General features: G+C 42.0%; 16 protein-coding genes. 8 read left to right on the forward strand and 8 right to left on the reverse strand.

What is annotated here, in order from left to right:
• The first annotated feature begins 209 nt into the window (after positions 1–209).
• Both rraA and NQT69_RS14475 read left to right on the forward strand, forming a co-directional pair.
• Positions 210–707 (forward strand): ribonuclease E activity regulator RraA, encoded by a 498-nt coding sequence (rraA, locus tag NQT69_RS14470; protein WP_256828405.1) that lies wholly within the window; start codon positions 210–212, stop codon positions 705–707.
• A complete protein-coding gene (locus NQT69_RS14475) occupies positions 708–1,754 on the forward strand; it encodes a formimidoylglutamase (protein ID WP_256828406.1) in 1,047 nt (348 codons plus the stop codon).
• A 13-nt stretch (positions 1,755–1,767) separates the two neighbouring features.
• Here the strand turns inward: NQT69_RS14475 and NQT69_RS14480 are convergent, their stop codons facing one another.
• Complete coding sequence (locus NQT69_RS14480) at positions 1,768–3,414, reverse strand: GGDEF domain-containing phosphodiesterase (RefSeq protein ID WP_256828540.1); 1,647 nt, start codon at positions 3,412–3,414, stop codon at positions 1,768–1,770.
• Between the two features lie 130 nt (positions 3,415–3,544).
• Positions 3,545–4,792, reverse strand: coding sequence for an imidazolonepropionase (gene hutI, locus NQT69_RS14485; protein WP_256828407.1), 1,248 nt, complete (start codon positions 4,790–4,792; stop codon positions 3,545–3,547).
• A 110-nt stretch (positions 4,793–4,902) separates the two neighbouring features.
• Here hutI and hutC point away from each other — a divergent pair, with 110 nt between their 5' ends.
• The 3 genes from hutC to hutH all read left to right on the forward strand — a co-directional run bounded on the left by hutC (position 4,903) and on the right by hutH (position 8,898).
• On the forward strand, positions 4,903–5,610 hold the full coding sequence (hutC, locus tag NQT69_RS14490) for a histidine utilization repressor (protein WP_256828408.1): 708 nt from the start codon (positions 4,903–4,905) through the stop codon (positions 5,608–5,610).
• A 79-nt stretch (positions 5,611–5,689) separates the two neighbouring features.
• Complete coding sequence (gene hutU, locus NQT69_RS14495) at positions 5,690–7,363, forward strand: urocanate hydratase (RefSeq protein ID WP_256828409.1); 1,674 nt, start codon at positions 5,690–5,692, stop codon at positions 7,361–7,363.
• A gap of 2 nt (positions 7,364–7,365) precedes the next feature.
• On the forward strand, positions 7,366–8,898 hold the full coding sequence (hutH, locus tag NQT69_RS14500; protein WP_256828410.1) for a histidine ammonia-lyase: 1,533 nt from the start codon (positions 7,366–7,368) through the stop codon (positions 8,896–8,898).
• Here the strand turns inward: hutH and NQT69_RS14505 are convergent.
• Positions 8,895–9,665, reverse strand: a complete 771-nt coding sequence (locus NQT69_RS14505; RefSeq protein ID WP_256828411.1) for an NADP-binding protein — start codon at positions 9,663–9,665, stop codon at positions 8,895–8,897. The genes hutH and NQT69_RS14505 overlap by 4 nt on opposite strands.
• Positions 9,666–9,843: 178 nt before the next feature.
• Here NQT69_RS14505 and NQT69_RS14510 point away from each other — a divergent pair, with 178 nt between their 5' ends.
• The gene (locus NQT69_RS14510; RefSeq protein WP_256828412.1) at positions 9,844–11,871 is read left to right on the forward strand and encodes a methyl-accepting chemotaxis protein; all 2,028 of its coding nucleotides are present in this window, start codon (positions 9,844–9,846) and stop codon (positions 11,869–11,871) included.
• 115 nt (positions 11,872–11,986) lie between these two features.
• Positions 11,987–13,360, forward strand: a complete 1,374-nt coding sequence (hemN, locus tag NQT69_RS14515) for an oxygen-independent coproporphyrinogen III oxidase (protein WP_256828413.1) — start codon at positions 11,987–11,989, stop codon at positions 13,358–13,360.
• A 73-nt stretch (positions 13,361–13,433) separates the two neighbouring features.
• On the opposite strand, the gene NQT69_RS14520 is transcribed toward hemN, so the two are convergent.
• The 3 genes from NQT69_RS14520 to NQT69_RS14530 form a co-directional block, all read right to left on the reverse strand.
• Entirely contained in the window at positions 13,434–13,946 is a 513-nt protein-coding gene (locus NQT69_RS14520) for a DUF2489 domain-containing protein (protein WP_306174066.1), read from the reverse strand.
• Entirely contained in the window at positions 13,946–14,539 is a 594-nt protein-coding gene (gene yihI / locus NQT69_RS14525; RefSeq protein ID WP_256828414.1) for a Der GTPase-activating protein YihI, read from the reverse strand. The genes NQT69_RS14520 and yihI overlap by 1 nt, the downstream gene beginning before the upstream one ends.
• A gap of 736 nt (positions 14,540–15,275) precedes the next feature.
• Positions 15,276–15,908: a c-type cytochrome gene (locus NQT69_RS14530; protein WP_256828415.1), complete on the reverse strand. Its 633-nt coding sequence runs from the start codon at positions 15,906–15,908 to the stop codon at positions 15,276–15,278.
• Positions 15,909–16,191: 283 nt separating this feature from the next.
• Between NQT69_RS14530 and yihA the strand changes: the two genes are divergently transcribed.
• On the forward strand, positions 16,192–16,848 hold the full coding sequence (gene yihA / locus NQT69_RS14535; RefSeq protein WP_256828416.1) for a ribosome biogenesis GTP-binding protein YihA/YsxC: 657 nt from the start codon (positions 16,192–16,194) through the stop codon (positions 16,846–16,848).
• On the opposite strand, the gene NQT69_RS14540 is transcribed toward yihA, so the two are convergent.
• Complete coding sequence (locus tag NQT69_RS14540; protein ID WP_256828417.1) at positions 16,845–17,372, reverse strand: DUF1285 domain-containing protein; 528 nt, start codon at positions 17,370–17,372, stop codon at positions 16,845–16,847. The genes yihA and NQT69_RS14540 overlap by 4 nt on opposite strands.
• Positions 17,372–17,959, reverse strand: coding sequence for a YceI family protein (locus NQT69_RS14545; RefSeq protein WP_256828418.1), 588 nt, complete (start codon positions 17,957–17,959; stop codon positions 17,372–17,374). The genes NQT69_RS14540 and NQT69_RS14545 overlap by 1 nt, the downstream gene beginning before the upstream one ends.
• Between the last annotated feature and the right edge of the window lie 208 nt (positions 17,960–18,167).

Raw genomic sequence — 18,167 nt, forward strand, 5'->3', positions numbered from 1 at the left:
CCTTTTTCACGCAAACTATGTACACAATTTCAGCATAGGCGCTCTAAATAACAATTGGGTGACGGTTTTAAGACAGTAATGTTGCTTTTACCTATTTAGCTCTGTTTTTGCTTAAAAAGAACACAATTAACTATCATTAAGTCGTTGTTATTGCGTTTAAGAGGGGTATACTGAAGACTAGCTCTTATATCTTTTAGAAGGATAGAAAAATGGATTACAGCACCTCAGATTTATGCGATCACTTTGCCGACGTGGTCGATGTGCTCGAACCTATGTTTATTAACTTTGGTGGTCGTCATAGTTTCGGTGGCCGAATCAAAACCGTTAAATGTTTTGAAAATAATGAACTGATCAGAGAGATCCTTAGCGAAGATGGTGATGATTGTGTATTACTCATTGACGGTGGTGGCTCAACCCGCCGCGCACTAATTGATATTGAGCTGGCTGAATTAGCCTTAGAGAATAATTGGCAAGGTATTGTTGTTTATGGTGCTGTTCGCCACGTAGACGAACTTGAAGAGCTCGATTTAGGCATTCAGGCCATCGCTTCAATCCCAGTTGCGGCTGATAGCCAAGGTGCTGGCGAAGATGGCATCGGGGTTAATTTTGCGGGTGTTTCATTTTTTGATGATGACTACATCTATGCAGACAGTACCGGTATTGTGCTATCAGCAGAAGAGCTAGAATTGGAAATCGTTGAAGAGTAAATGTCCGAATACCTGCATATTTATGATGAAGCGACTGTTAGACCTTGGTGTAGCAGTCGTTTAAATGAAAAAAAAGCATGGCAATCTATCGCTCTGCTCGACACCCAAGTTGACCCGCTACAGGCCATGCAAGATGCTGCACAGTTTGGTATTAAATATGTTTTACTGGGCATTTGTGAAGATATTGGGCCTAGAGCAAACTTAGGTAATGGTGGTGCCAGTGATGGCTGGCATGCATTTATTAAGCGCTTTTTAAACCAATCTAGCAATCAATTTTTAGCCAACGAAAAAGTATTATTACTTGGCGAGATTGATGTGCTCGATTTAACTACAGCTGCAACTTCTGTAGATAACCAAAACCCACAACATCTAGGCCAGCTGCGCGATTACTGTGCACAAATAGATGAGCGGGTTGAGCAAGTATTAAGTTTAATTTTTAGTGCGGGCCTTGAACCTATCATAATTGGTGGCGGCCATAATAATTGTTTAGGTATTATTCGCGCTCTAAGCAAATATAAAAAACAGCCTATCAATGCAATAAACTTTGATCCTCACGCGGATTTTCGTGACTGTGAAGGGCGCCATTCTGGAAATGGCTTTCGCTATGCCTACAACGAGCAACACCTTAACCATTATCATATTATTGGTTTACACGAACTAAAGAATAATCAAGCGATTATTGACGCCTTAGCAGAGGCGAAGTTTGGTTATGATAGCTACCAAGCACTGCAAGTCAGACGTGAAAAATCTCTTACCGAAGCATGCCAGCAAGCGCTTGATAAATTAAGTCATGCGCCTTTGGCCGTAGAGGTTGATTTAGACAGTATTTCACTGATGCCCGTGAGTGCTTACACTAATTGCGGCTTTAGCGTCAGCGATGCTGAACACTTTGTCTATTTAGCAGGCAAACGAACTAATAGCCAATATTTGCACCTTTGTGAAGCTGCGCCGTGTCAGCATCCTAGTGGGTTAAATGCAGGGTTAAACGATGCCGGACAAGTCATTACAGCTTTAGTGAACGCTTATCTACAAGCGAAAGAAAGCTAAACAGGCGCGCAATTTATCCGTGCTCTATTTGCCATTGTTTCAGCCAAGAGATCATACCCACACTACTTAGCGGGTGACTAAAATAATAGCCTTGGGCTGCAAACGCATTTAAGTTTTTGACAAACTTTAATTGCTCTTGTGTTTCGACCCCTTCGCAAATCACCTTACTATTTTGCTGATTATGCATATCAACCATACCAGCGATTAAACTGCGTTGGCTAAAGTCTGCAGTTAGTGATGGCGCTACCTTTACGTATTCAACAGCTAGGTTAGGCAGTTTAGCTAACCATATAGGGCTATCTCCTAGCCCATCAACACACATTTTTACCCCTTTACTATTGAGTCTTGCGACCATCGCTTTACCTTGATCATCTAAGTTCATAAAGACCTCTAACGGGCACTCTATAATTAAATCTCCCGGTAATAATTGATGCTCTAAAAAGACCTGATCAATAAATGCAATAAACTCTTCATTAAGCATTTCAGGGCCAAATACATTAATACTGAGTGGCATTTTGATTCCTTCCATACGCAATGCCATCACCAACTCAGCTGCTCGTTCAACTACAAATTCAGCTAACGGGTATGCTAAACCTGCGATACGAATATCGTTGATAAAACGGTTAGCAGATAAAATTCCTTGCTTTGGGTGTTGCCAACGAAGTAGTAACTCCAAAAATTCTATATCTTCATCATGATTGCGAATAATCGGTTGGAAATACAGCTCAAGTTCACTTGAAAAGTCGATATTAGCTAATTCACTTAGCCGTGCTTGTTGCTCTAACTGCTCAATCATCATTTGCTGGTGAAAAGCCACAACTTGTTTTTCAGGCTGGCTATCAAGCGCTAAATAAGCATAGGAAATCAAATTATCAAAACTACTTTCTTGTTCATCACAATTGACATAACTTGCCCGCGCAGTGACTTCAATGGTGCAGTTAGCAACATTAAAAGGCTTCAGTGTTGCTCCTAGTATTTGGCTAATAAGCTGTTCGTGAAGATGTTTTTGTGTATCTAAGCTGCAAATAAAAGCAAAGTTTAAGCCTCCTAGATGGGCTAACTTTTGCTGTTCACCTAGACTTATCACTTCTTCAATGGCTAATAGTTGCTTTGTTCTGGCGGCCGATTGCGCTAATAATAAATCCCCAAAGTCCCTACCTATATGCTGATTTACCGTAGCAAATCCATCTAAACGAATAATCACTAATGCCCCATTGTGCTCACTCGCTTGCCGCCAGCCATAGTAAGCCTGCTTCAGCTTGCTGCGATCAGGTAAGTCAGATAAGGGGGATAAGGCGATGGGCTCTTCTCGGCTGGCTTCGTCTAAGTGATTGCTTACAACCGGTTCGTCTTCAACAAAATAACCGGAGCTTGCTAATACCAAGGTAGCTAATACCACCCAGTGACTAGGAATAGCCAATAACAAGTGAGCAGCAAAACATATAGTAAAAATAAGCGCTGCGCAAAAGCTAATACCCAGCATAGTCCAATTGTTTTGTTTAAACGTTTGCCATAAATGCAGTGCTATCATCACCGCGAGTAGTAATTCAAGGTAGGAAAAATGAAAACTTAATAATGCTAACGCCACAAATGCATTTGCAATATAACTTAATCGTAGCCATGGCTGCTTAACAACACATAACGCACAGATCATCGACATCAGAATTGCCCCACTAAGAAAAATGGGGATCTGAGTATTAGTTAAAAAAGAGCTTCCTGCTACTTGCGGCAATCCAGTGCTTGTTAATAGCGCAATTAAAGACATTAAATAGCTACAGCATAATTATCGACTAATTAAGTCTACCTAAAATCCACAGATTTAACAGTTTATTCACACCTAATTGGTAACTTAATTGCGCTGGGTGGGATATTTGCCAATGAGCAATATCCGCTCTCATACCAACTTTAAGCATCCCGCGATCCGCTAAACCCAATGCCATAGCGGCATGTCGCGTCACTGCTGCTAATGTTTCTGCTGGCGTTAAGCGAAATAAGGTGCACCCCATATTCATCATAAGTTGTAGTGAACACAGCGGTGATGTACCTGGGTTAAAGTCAGTCGAAATAGCGATAGGAACATTATATTGTTTAAGCAAGCTAATTGGCGGCTGTTTAGTTTCGCGTAAAAAGTAAAATGCGCCAGGTAATAGCACAGCCACCGTACCTGCATCAGCCATCGCTTTTACACCTGCTTCGTCTAGGTATTCAATATGATCCGCTGAAAGCCCTTTAAACTCTGCCACCAGCTGCGCACCCTGCTGGTTCGATAATTGCTCGGCATGACACTTTACGGGTAGGTTATGTTTTTTCGCGGCATTAAATACTCGACGCGTTTGCTCATTACTAAAACCCACATTTTCACAAAATGCATCAACTGCATCAGCCAAGTCAGCAGATACCACTTGTTCCAACATATCAGTACAGACCAACTCAATATATTCATCACTTCGTCCTTGATATTCCAGCGGTAAAGCGTGCGCACCTAAAAATGTGGTCTTAACATCAACTGGGTGGTTTTCACCAAGCAGTCGGGCAACTTCGAGTATTTTAATTTCATTTTCACAATCGAGCCCATAGCCTGATTTAATTTCGACTGTGCTAACCCCTTCACTATACAGAGCGTTTAAGCGATCTTTCGCTAATACAAATAATGTTTCGTGATCCGCCTCCCGAGTGGCTCGTACGGTACTGGCAATACCGCCACCTTGTGCAGCAATTTGCTCATAGCTAACGCCTTGTAGGCGTTGTTCGAATTCTTCAGCGCGGGAGCCTGCAAAAACTAAATGAGTATGGCAATCAATTAGACCCGGTGTTAGCCACTGGCCTTTCGCCGAGATAGTAGGGGTGGCAAATACATCAAATGCGGGTAAATCAGTTTGCTTACCTAGCCAAGCGATGTATCCGTCTTTTATTGCTAAGGCCGCATTTTCGATCGTGCCATATGCTTGATCAATACTGTTATCCATAGTGGCAATATTGGCATCGGTAATAAGTAGATCCCATTCATTTTGCGAATGACTAACCTTGCTCTGTGTCATAGTGGCTCCCTAAAATGTTTTTTATAGTTTAACAAGCCATCTTGTATATACAAGGTAATTGTGCCATCTTATAGTCAGTATCAATCTAAAATGTTATGTAATTAAATCTTATGACGACACCTAAGTTCGCGCAAATTAAGCAATATATTGTTGATAACATTCGCTCATCCGCCTGGCTTGAAAACCAACGAGTACCATCAGAAAATGAACTCGCTGAGCAATTTAGTGTTAGCCGTATGACCGCTCGCCGTGCTTTAAGTGAATTAACTGAAGCTGGCATATTAACTCGCAGCCAAGGGTTAGGGACTTTCGTCGCCAGTTTTAAATCACAATCTTCACTATTAGAAATCAAAAATATTGCCGATGAAGTTAAAGCCCGTAACGGTAATTATAGCTGTACGGTTTTAGTTCTTGAGTCAATAAACGCCTTAGCACCCATAGCCATTGCATTAGGTGTTGAAATTGATAGCGTGGTTTATCGCAGTGTGTTGGTTCACAACGAAAACGAACACCCTCTGCAAGTTGAAGAGCGTTTCGTTAATCCGGCGCTGGCGAGTAATTATTTACAACAAGACTTTACTGCTTCGACTCCGCACGAATATTTATCAAGTGTTGCCCCCCTAACAGAAGCACGCCACACCGTTGAAGCAATCATGCCAAATAGCGAAATGTGTCAATGGTTAAACTTATACCATGAAGAGCCTTGCTTGCAGGTTATACGCAGGACATGGTCATCACAAGGGATAGTAAGCTTTGCCCGTTTAGTCTCTCCGGGTAGTAAATATCGCCTAGGCGGCCACTTAACATTTAAGAAGTAATATATAAAAATCAAAAAGATGCGCTTGTTTGCGTATTTTTTTACAGCAAAATCAGTTGTATATACAACAGGAGCACATAATGAATAATAGACTCGATGAAACGCGTGTGATCCGCGCACCTCACGGCGATAAAATTAGCGCAAAAAGCTGGTTAACTGAAGCCGCTAAACGCATGTTAATGAACAACCTAGATCCCGAGGTTGCCGAGCATCCTCATGCCCTCGTGGTTTATGGCGGCATTGGTCGAGCAGCCCGCGACTGGCCTTGTTTTGACAAAATTATCGCAACCTTAGACCGACTCGAAGATGATGAGACTTTGTTGGTACAGTCAGGTAAGCCTGTTGGTGTGTTTAAAACTCATAGTAATGCACCACGGGTGTTAATTGCGAATTCTAACTTAGTGCCGCACTGGGCAAACTGGGAACACTTCAATGAACTCGATAAACTCGGCTTAATGATGTATGGCCAAATGACTGCCGGTTCATGGATTTACATTGGCTCACAAGGCATAGTACAAGGTACTTACGAAACCTTTGTCGCTATGGCTAAACAGCACTTTGCTGGCGATGCAAAAGGCAAATGGGTATTAACCGGTGGCTTAGGGGGCATGGGCGGCGCACAACCGCTAGCTGCAACAATGGCAGGCTTTAGTGCACTGGTTGTTGAATGCGATGAAAGCCGCATCGATTTTCGTATTAAGACTCGCTATGTTGATGTTAAAGCAACCGATTTAGATCATGCATTAACCCTTATAAACGAGGCCTGTACCAAAGGCGAAGCACTCTCAGTGGGTTTATTAGGAAATGCGGCTGATGTATTCACTGAGTTAGTTAAACGTAATATCACCCCAGATGTGGTAACAGACCAAACCTCTGCTCATGATCCGCTAAATGGTTATTTACCACAAGGCTGGACTATGGAACATGCTGCTAAAATGCGTGAACAAGACGCAGCTGCTGTCGTGAAGGCTGCTAAGCAGTCTATGGCTGTGCAAGTTAAAGCCATGCTTGCATTACAGCATGCCGGCGCAGCAACCACCGACTATGGTAATAACATTCGTCAAATGGCGTTTGAAGAAGGCGTAGAGAATGCCTTTGATTTCCCAGGATTTGTGCCTGCTTATATCCGCCCACTATTTTGTGAGGGCATTGGTCCATTCCGCTGGGTAGCGCTCTCAGGGGATCCTGAGGATATTTATAAAACCGATGCTAAAGTCAAAGAGCTTATTCCTGATGACAAGCACTTGCATAATTGGCTGGATATGGCCCGAGAGCGAATTCAGTTTCAAGGACTACCTGCGCGTATTTGTTGGGTTGGCTTAAAAGACCGCGCGCGTCTAGCATTAGCTTTTAATGAAATGGTTAAAAACGGCGAATTAAAAGCACCGATTGTAATTGGTCGAGATCATTTAGACTCAGGCTCTGTTGCCAGCCCTAACCGTGAAACTGAAGCTATGAAAGATGGCTCTGATGCGGTATCTGATTGGCCATTACTTAACGCATTATTAAATACCGCAGGCGGTGCTACTTGGGTGTCGTTACATCACGGTGGAGGTGTCGGCATGGGCTTTAGCCAACATTCAGGGGTGGTTATTGTGGCTGATGGTACTGATGAGGCCGCCGCTCGGGTAGATCGAGTACTGTGGAATGATCCCGCAACAGGGGTAATGCGTCATGCTGATGCAGGCTATGACATTGCTATTAAATGCGCCAATGAACAAGGCCTAGACCTACCAATGCTAAATAAGGATTAATCATGTTTGAATATACTCTCACACCCGGCCAGCTCGACTTGGCAACACTGCGTAAAATTAACCTTTCACCAGTAAAATTGACCCTTGCCAAAGACAGCGACATCAAAATTGCTGCCAGTGCGCAAACAGTGCAAGATGTGATTGACCAGCAACGTACAGTCTATGGCATCAATACCGGTTTTGGTTTATTAGCTAATACTAAAATTGCCGAGCACGAACTTGAACTATTACAACGGTCAATTGTACTCTCCCATGCTGCTGGCATAGGTGAGTATATGGATGACAGCACAGTCCGTTTGATGATGGTGTTAAAAATAAATTCACTGTCACGAGGATTTTCCGGTATTCGCTTACAAGTGATTGAATTTTTCATCCAGCTGCTAGCAGCGCAAGTGTACCCTTGCGTGCCAAAAAAAGGCTCTGTTGGCGCATCCGGTGATTTAGCCCCGCTTTCGCATATGTGTTTACCACTTTTAGGTGAGGGTGAAATGCGCCATCAAGGACAAGTAATTAAAGCCAGTGAAGGGCTAAAAATTGCTGGGCTTGAGCCACTCACTTTAGCGGCAAAAGAAGGACTTGCACTTTTAAATGGTACTCAAGCATCAACCGCATTTGCCTTACAAGGCTTGTTCCGCAGTGAGAACCTATATGCACAAAGCTGCGCGATTGGCTCAATGAGTATTGAAGCTGCAATGGGCAGTCGATCACCGTTTGATGCACGTATTCATGAAGTGCGTGGCCAGCGTGGGCAAATAGACTCAGCCGCTGTATTTCGCGACATGTTGGCCCAGAGTTCACAAATCAGTGAAGCCCATGTCGATTGTGAAAAAGTTCAAGACCCGTATTGCCTGCGCTGCCAACCACAAGTATTGGGGGCGTGCTTAACACAAATTCGTCAGGCTGCTGACGTGTTATTGTGTGAATCAAACGGTGTGACTGATAACCCGTTAGTATTTGCTGATATGGGCGATATTATTTCTGGCGGTAATTTTCATGCTGAGCCCGTAGCTATGGCCGCAGATAACCTAGCCTTAGCGATTGCCGAAATTGGCGCACTGGCTGAGCGACGTATCGCCTTACTAATTGACTCGAACCTGTCGAAGCTTCCACCTTTTCTAGTGGAAAATGGCGGTGTTAACTCTGGCTTTATGATTGCACAAGTCACAGCCGCTGCGCTTGCCTCTGAGAATAAATCACTCGCGCATCCAGCATCGGTAGATAGCTTACCCACTTCAGCAAACCAAGAAGACCATGTTTCAATGGCCACCTTTGCTGCTCGAAGGTTGAACGACATGGCTGATAACACCCAAGGTGTGCTTGCCGTTGAATGGTTAGCGTCAGCGCAAGGACTTGATTTTAGAGCACCGCTTAAAGCATCAACCAAAGTTGAACAAGCAAAAGCAAGCTTACGCGAAAAAGTGAGCTACTACGATAAAGACCGTTATTTTGGTCCGGATATCGAAGCTGCAAATACGTTATTAGCGCAAGGTAAGCTCTGCAACCTACTGCCTAATGGTGTACTGCCTTCATTTTAAATATCAAACTGATAATTAAAGCCAAGTGATTCAATCGCCGAGCCGTCAATAATTCGCTCGACGCTTGAGTCACTAGTAAAGGTGGGTGGCACAGTGCCATAGTGGGCACACTTTTGCTGATAGTAATCAGCTTTACTCGGGTGCGCCGGATTAACTACGTTATAAATAGGTGCAGCTATTTGCCAATGCTCAAGCACAGTGATAATTGCATTAATTACATCTTGCTGGTGCACCATATTAACAACTTGTTGGCTAGAGCTGTTTAATTGCTTGCCAGCAACAAACCGTCCAGGCTCTCGCTCTGGGCCGACTAAACCCGCTAGGCGTAAAACTTTACCACCTGCCTTTAATACGCTTTTTTCGGCATCAATTAATCTTTGTTGACGTTCACCTGAGGACGTTATATCACTTGTTTCATCATAGGTTTTTGCACTGGGATCGTACACACCCGTAGATGAACACAGTAAAAAACCCTGTGCATTCATTGTTTTTGCTAATTTTAAGCTATGTTCGAGGGTTGCTTGATAGTTACTTTCACGCTGTCGACTTCGCGGAGGCATAGCACAAACCCACCATGCATTATCTAAATCTAACTGATGAATGAGCTGCTCGTCTTGCAAAACAAGCTGCCGTAAAAAATCATCTTGATGCTGTGCACTTCGATGGGTGCCTTGCACTTGCCAATTCTGTTGTAGTCTATCTAAGCACAAAGCTCGACCTAACCAACCAGCCCCTAAAACGACTAACTTTCGTTCAAATGTTCCCATAAAGTAACAAGACCCTTACGATTTTATAAAAAACGCTGCATTTGTCTTACCCCATAATATGGCGATTAAGACTAAGATATGATTATATAGATACTCAAACCACTTCAAGATGCAAAATTTACATATTGAAGTGGCTTGAGTATACCTACTCTACTAAATAACAAGAATGTGTGCACTCATGCTTAAAAATCTATCATTGCGAAAAAAAATATTATTGCTAATTGGAGGAACAATTAGTGTTTTACTAATTATTGCTTCAACCTATTTTGTAAATCATATCGCTTCTCTTTCGCGACAAGGCATTGAGCGCGAAGCCCATAGCTATTTACAAAGCGAACAACTTTCAATGCAAGGCTATTTTGCTAAATACGGTAAACTCGTTAGTACCTTTGTTACTAACCCGCATTTGGTTAATTGGTTTGATGCCTGGGATCAACGTGATCAACCGCTCGAAGGTGCACCTGGTTATGATGAAGTTGATCAGGACTTCATCCGTATCAGTAGCAATGATGAAAACGTTTTGTCGGCCTTTTTTGCTTCAGCAAAGACCGGTGAATACTTTAAAGAGCACGAACGTACCACTCACTATAACGGCCAACCTTATTATGCCTATAAGCGTGGCTGGTGGCAGGATGCGTTAAAACTAAATCGCCTTTATGTTGGTCCCATCTCAGTTGATTTAACCACAGGTAACGCCTCTGCGGTGGTACAACAGCCCGTGTATAATCAACAACGCGAACTTATCGGCTTTGGTGGTGTTGATTTACAATTAAATAAAATCAACAAAATGGTCGAAGATATTCGATTTAATGGTCAAGGTTACGGCTTTTTACTTGATGGCGACCAAAAAGTGGTGCACCTCTCTAATCGTACTAATCACAAGTTATCAGTGACAGATGAAGGCCCCAACGGAAAAGAAGGCTTAGAGCAGCTAGAAAAACAATTTAGTAATACCAGTGGTTTTGCCAGCTTAAATCGCGACATGAAAAACAATATCAGCGGCGATGCAAGCGTTACGCTGCAAGGACAAGAGTACTTTGTTGTTTATGATCGCTTACAATTAGAAGAACCCTACCTAAACTGGTACGTTGGTATTTTAGTACCACGTTCAATGATTGATGAGCCGGTGAATCAAGCCGTCACTACCACAACCACTTCTGTCGTTATTATTCTTTTAATTATTATTGCAATGATTATGTGGGCCACCCATATGATAGCCCAACCAATTACCACGCTAACGCACATAATGCGTGATATCGCCTCTGGTGATGGTGACTTAACGCAAAAAATTACCATCGACAGTAAAGATGAAGTGGGTCAATTAGCCCATCATATGAATACCTTTATTGATAAGTTACGCGCTATGATGCTCAATACCGCAGCGCAAGCCGAGCAACTGACCAACGCAGCGGCACAGTTAAAGTCAGTTTCGCAAAAAACTAATGACGAGATCCAACAAGAAAAACAACAAGTCGATAGCGTAAGTGCGGCTGTAACTGAAATGGCAACCACCGTCATGGAAATTTCGCGCAATGCCCAACACACAAATAGTGCTGCAGAAGAAGTACAACACATTACTGCTGATGGTGCTTCTCGCTCGCAAAATGCACAAAGTGTTATGACGGCACTGGCTGAGCACATTGGTGAGGCATCAAAAGTGGTCGCCGGCTTAGAGCAAGAAAGTGGCAATATTGGCGCTGTTGTTGATGTCATCAACTCAATTGCAGAGCAAACAAATTTACTTGCTCTGAATGCCGCAATTGAAGCTGCGCGAGCTGGTGAACAAGGCCGAGGCTTTGCAGTAGTAGCCGATGAAGTACGCTCACTTGCCAGTCGTACACAAGAATCTACCGACGATATTCGTAATATGATCTCACGCTTGCAACAAATAGCCCAGCAAGCATCAACCATGATGCAGCAAGGACAAGAACGTGCACAAGGCTCAGTGACGCAAACACAAGAAGTGCTCGACGCACTGAAAAACATTGCCGAGTCAGTCACCAAGGTTCAAGATCAAAGCCATCAAATTGCAACCTCTACTGAACAACAAACCGTTGTGGCTGAAGACATTAACAGTAGTTTGTCGGCTATTAATCAGTTAGTAAATAGCACCGCAGATCATGCGTTAGAGCTTGCCGATGAAGCTCGCGACCTAAATGAGTTAGCAAGTTCACTTAACAACACGGTTAATGAGTTTAAACTTTAGAGTGAGTAAATAAAGACAAAAAAGAGTGCCTTGGTGCACTCTTTTTTGTTGTAGATCAATATCACTTAGCGACAGTTTTTTATAATTACGCAAACTTTATATAAAGGTGCGCGTGATGATTAATTTACCCAAGTGGGATCAAAGCTTAATAAACAAATACAATGTGTCTGGCCCAAGGTATACCTCATACCCTACGGCATTGTCATTACAGCATGGCTATCAACAAAATAGCCTCATTGACGCCATTGAGTCCTCATCAAGTAACAGTTTATCTTTATATATCCACATTCCGTTTTGTAGTCAGCTTTGTTATTACTGTGGCTGTAATAAAGTAATTACCCGTCACCAATCAAAAGCCGATTTATATTTAGATAACTTGGCTATCGAAATTGCAGCTCAAGCTGGGCACTTTAAACACTACCAAGTCGCGCAATTACATTTAGGCGGTGGCACACCAACATTTTTAACTGCTTCACAAATGGCGCGGTTAGTCGGCTTGTTAGAACAGCATTTTAACTTTACCCATGATGCCGAACGCGGCATTGAAATTGACCCTCGATCCCTTGCTGATGGCATGCTCAATCATTTACATTTTTTAGGTTTTAACCGCGTTTCTTTTGGTATCCAAGATTTTAACGATGACGTACAGCTGGCCGTTAACCGCCCGCAAAGTGTCGATGATGTAAAGGCCTTAATAGGCCAAGCACGCGCGCTGGGTTTTAAATCAATAAATGCTGATATGATTTATGGCCTGCCTCTGCAAACACCTGCAAGCTTTAAAGAAACGATTACACAACTGATTGAACTAAGTCCAGATCGTGTATCTGTGTTTAACTACGCTCATTTACCAGAGCGTTTTGCCGCTCAGCGTAAAATAAAAGATGCCGACTTACCCAGCGCTCACGACAAGCTAACCATGTTTAAAAATACCCTAGAGCAAATGACTGACGCAGGTTATCAGTTTATTGGTATGGATCATTTTGCCAAAAAAGATAATGAACTGGCAATTGCGCAAAACCAAGGTCAATTACATCGTAATTTCCAAGGTTACACCACCCATGGGCAATGTGACTTACTCGGCTTAGGGGTGTCATCCATTTCGCAAATTGGCAATGCCATTTTACAAAATCAAAAAGAGCTAAAACATTACTACCAAGCGGTGCAACAAGGTGATGGCAGTGCCATATGTAAAGGCGTGCAATTAACGACAGACGATGCTTTGCGCGCTGCGGTTATCAAGCAGCTAATTTGCCAATTTGAATTAGATATCGCTTCAATCGAACAACAGTTTGCCATTGAATTTAACGACTACTTTAATGAAGCATTAGCCGCACTGGAGCCACTCATAGCTGATGGCTTAGTTTATGTAAGCAAAGAAAAAATTACCGTTACTGCAAGAGGCAATTTATTTATTCGAATAATTTGTATGTGCTTCGATAAGTACTTACAACAACAGATTAAAAATAGCCGCTTCTCACGGGTTATTTAATATCAAGATATTAGTACATCCCTTAACCAGAGTTTAGGTTAGGTAATAAAAAAGCAGGCTAGGCCTGCTTTTCTTAATTAAAAACGATATTCTCGCTGCCGGGTGCGGCTTGAAACTCTGCAATAATTTTTTTGCAGTCTGCTTTAATTTGCTCGCCGTGGGTTTCTTCTGCGCGCCAACGTGCAGTATCTTGCTTGAAAATTTCTTTTTTCGAGTACTTTTTACGTGCATCATGAGTTGGCATTTCTTTAACGACTTCGTACATCGCAAAGATCCCTGGGTAGCGCAACGTCAGATCGGTGTCATCAGCAAAATTGTATTGCGACATTAACACCCAAATTCGCAGGCTTCCTTCAGAAAACTCACATTGCTCTTGCTCCATGGCACGCGCAATTAAGTGAATGCTATCAGCAAGCTTCGCATTACGCTCTAAACGTGATTTGGCAAGCTTTTGCTGTTGCTTTGCTTGCTCCTTAGCGATGAACTTATTTTGCGCTCTAAGCTTATACAGCAACTGTCCTGCGTAGAATGCCAGACCTGCGATGATCACAGCGCCCACACACAGAGCTAAGATCATCATATTCATTATTTATCATCCTCGTCGTCATCTAACCATTCGTTGGCTAAATCATTCGACAAGTATTGATCAAAGTCGCTACTACCTGAGGCTTCGTACTCTTCATCATCAAAATCGTCTTCTGGCTCATCTTCGATACCTAAAAGCTCGCATAAAACTTGATGACGATCGATACGGCTATTAAAGTACTTCGCATCTTTACCCGTTAACATCTCACCTTGCTCGTGACGCTCAACCAGTTTTAATAAACGCTCATCGTTTTCAAGCGCTTCAAGCTCTTGCTCTGGCGTTAGCTCAGGTTCGCTCACTTTTTTCAACTCGGCTTGCGGTTTTAGGTTACGTTTTAACTCAACCACTGGCTCAGGTGCTTTGGCGACTAAAGGTACCGGCTTTTTACTGCCAACGCGCTTATCTTTATTTTGCGAGTTATTGCTTTTAGTTTCCGGCTGTAGTGCATCTAACGCATTGCGAGAGCCCGGTTTAGCACCCTTGTACTTTTTAACACGCTGCTCTTTTAAAGCACGCATTTCCTGAAGCTTATCTTTACTTAAACGCACAGGACCGTTTGATGGAATTTTACGTGATTTTTTCTTTCTACTCATAACTTGATCATCTCACTTAAGAGGTTTTGAACAACACACACTATGGCGTTGCAATGCTGGCCTTGCCAGAAGAATTCGGTTCGTGCGGAAATGAGGTTGGGTTACTCGACTACTAGCGCACTTTTTCGTTCGCTATTGTAACAGGACAAATAAAAAGGCGGTAGAGAAAACATCTCTACCGCCTACTAATCTGAGCGCCATAAATCTGGACACTTCTCCCTTCGACTTTTTAGTCTTTATTATTTTTATTATTATTGCTGTTCCATTTTGTTATTGTTTTTACCTTCCGTGTAGCATTCCATTTTTTTATTATTATCAAACTTCCATGAGTTTTTATTATTCTCGGTCTTCAATGACGCTTTTTTAGTATTTCCTTTATAGCATCAATCGATGCTAATCCCAATTTGCCGCTAACTACTATCCCTATAGCTGTATCCGTTTTGTTTTTATTGTTTTTTGCGACAGGGGTTAATTTACGCATTAATAATTTTGTTACAACTAATTTATATATTTTTTCTTACAGAACATAAGTTGCAACAACACCAACGCAATTAATAACAATAACTTACAGATTAAAATAAAAATAAAATAGGAATTTTCCTACACGACAGCATGGTCAATGTCTTACAAGGAGAGGGGCTAAAACGGCAAATTTTAAATACAAAAAAAGCAGCGAACGCTGCTTTTTTGTCCAACCTATAGTTTATAGTTAGCCGAAGGGCTAATCTATACAACTTTAGTGGAGGCCACCTAAATATTTAGAAAGTATTTCGATGTCTTTGTCTGTTAATTTCTTCGCCACATCTTGCATCATGCCATTTAGGTCATTATTACGGCTACCATCACGGAACTTTTCAAGCTGTGATTTGATATAACCAGGATGCTGGAAAGAAATCTTCGGGAACTTAGCTAAAGATGAGCCATTACCACGTGGACCATGGCACGACGCACACGATGGAATACCACGCTCTGCATCACCAGCTTTAAACAACATTGCACCCACATCAACCACATCTTTAGGTGTCGCACCTTCAGACATATTCAGTGAAGCAAAATAGGCAGCTAAATCTTTCATGTCTTGATCACTAAGTGGCATAGCCATACCGCTCATGACTGGGTCCATACGACCTTCTTTGCCCCCAGAAGTCATACCTAACTTAAACTCAGTAAGCTGTTTATAAATATAATCTGCGTGTTGACCTGCAATCTTTGGGTAGATATTAACCGGCGCATTACCGTCTGGGCCGTGACAAGCCGCACACGTTGCTGATTTTTCTTTACCTGCGTTTACATCGCCATCAAATGCTGTTGCGTTGCTTGCTGACAACGCACCAAGCAATATAGTTAAAGATAGTGCTATTTTTTTCATGGTGAATTCTCTGTTTCCGACCCTGTATCATCTACAATATGGATGTTGCGATTTATATATTCTACACGATAATAAATTCGCTGGCACGTTTTCTACTCATATTAAACTTATAAATTATAGGGTTTTGACCTAGATTAAGCTTTGTGCATTAGGTTTTAGTTTATTTAAGGCCTGTTAGTTACCTCAAATACGCTTTTTAATGTGCTGGTAATAGTATAAAATACGCGCCCTGAGTAAACATAGTTTACTCTTTATTCAATTATTATTGTACTTAGGAAAGCCCGTGCTTAAATCTCGTATCAAATATAACACTGCGTCGTTCGTCACCAGCGCTCCAGATATCACTAAATTACCTGCTGATACGGGAATTGAAGTTGCTTTTGCTGGTCGCTCTAATGCCGGTAAATCAAGTGCTTTAAACGCCCTTACAGATCAAAAACTTGCTCGAACATCTAAAACACCTGGTCGTACTCAGTTAATTAATACATTTGAATTGGCAGACGTTGATGACATGCGCTTAATTGATTTGCCGGGTTACGGCTTCGCTAAAGTGCCTATCGAAATGAAAAAGAAATGGCAAAAATCGTTAGGTGAATACCTACAAAAGCGTCAAAGTTTAAAAGGCATCGTGGTGTTAATGGATATTCGCCATCCGTTAAAAGATTTAGATTTAGACCTGATTAACTGGGCAATTGGCAGTGAAATCCCTGTTTTAGCACTTTTAACCAAGGCAGATAAGCTCAAGCAAGGTGCACGCAAAGCACAGGTGTTACAAGTTCGCCGCGAATTAAGTAATCTTGAAGGCGATATTACTGTGCATGCATTTTCATCGTTAAAAGGCACCGGCTTAGCAGAACTAGCTAAAAAGCTTGATGAATGGTACTTAGGGCCCATTGTTGCGGTACCACCAACTGAAGCAGCCCCTGAGCCTGACGCTTAATTAAGCTGTAAATAAAACCGCTCTGTAGTGGATTGAACAAAATAGCCTTGCTCATCAACCTGCGCTATTTGTTCAGCCCACTGATAAAACACATTTCGTGCAACTCTTGCACTACAGCCATTAGGTAATTGCAAATAAGGGATCACGGTCCCTTGATAATCTTGCATATACAAATGCTGTGCTTTTGTCACTAACCACACCCTGTCGATATTATCTATACAACAAAGCACTAAGCCTTGCTCAGTTTGTTCATAACGCCAACTAATAATGATAAATGGCGCATCAGCAACGGTAATCGCAATTTTTTCTACTGGTGTTTTTAAATAGAAAGTTTCCTGCTCTTTACACAGTACTGAGGCAAACAATTTAACCATGCTTATACGGCTTATTTCACTTCCTTGATAATGCCATTTAGCCTGATTATCTATAACAATAGGCAACGAACCGCATTCGGTAGGTTGCCATTGTTCAAACGGTTTGCTTTGCTGTGACAGACTCGCTGCTAGCTCAGAAACCGATAACATTACTTATCTTTTTTTAATGTTAATGAATAACTAACAGGTACAGCTGTGGCGATAGCTGATAACCCTGCTAATTTTTGCAGCTGTGCAATACCGTCAGTTACGGCAAAGTCAGCAGCATTAACAATCAAAGGTGATAAAGACGATACAGTAACATCTCCTTCAGGTGACATATTTGCAAGTACATCAGTGGTGAACTCTTTCGTTTGACCATGAAAAGCAAGCGTAGCTTTTACACCTTTAAGAACATGTTGACCAGGGATGATGGTCATTAAGCGTTTGCTTAAGTCTGCGGTTAAGGTTGCCGCAGGAAACTTAACCGTTTCAAATAACAGCTTAGTCATACGCTCATTACGGATAGGGATCATAGTCTCGACTGAAGCCAAATCAATATTAACTTCAAACATACCTTGATCCGATAGGCTACCAGATAATGTTTTAAAGTAATGGACTTCAGCAATACTATTGTTCTTTATTGAAACAAAGCTCACCTTGCTTTGATCATTATTTAACTGCCAACCAGCCAGTGCTGCACTACTTGCTACTAAACTGACTAACGAAAAACCGAAAACAGCTATTGATTTAATCACGACGCATTCCTTTCAAAATGAAAATGAGATTCAATGGTAGCAGTTCAACACCGAAGTGCAATATATAGAAGAGAGTTCACAATAAGTGAATTTAAAGGAAATAGTAGAAAAAACAGCCCAGCAAATAAATGCTGGGCCGGTATAGCAAACTGGGGAGAAGCTATCAATAAGTTGCACCCTTACGAGTGCATCATCAACAGGATGTCCT

Origin of the sequence: Pseudoalteromonas shioyasakiensis (assembly GCF_024518675.1) — a bacterium.
Lineage (GTDB): Bacteria > Pseudomonadota > Gammaproteobacteria > Enterobacterales > Alteromonadaceae > Pseudoalteromonas > Pseudoalteromonas shioyasakiensis_B.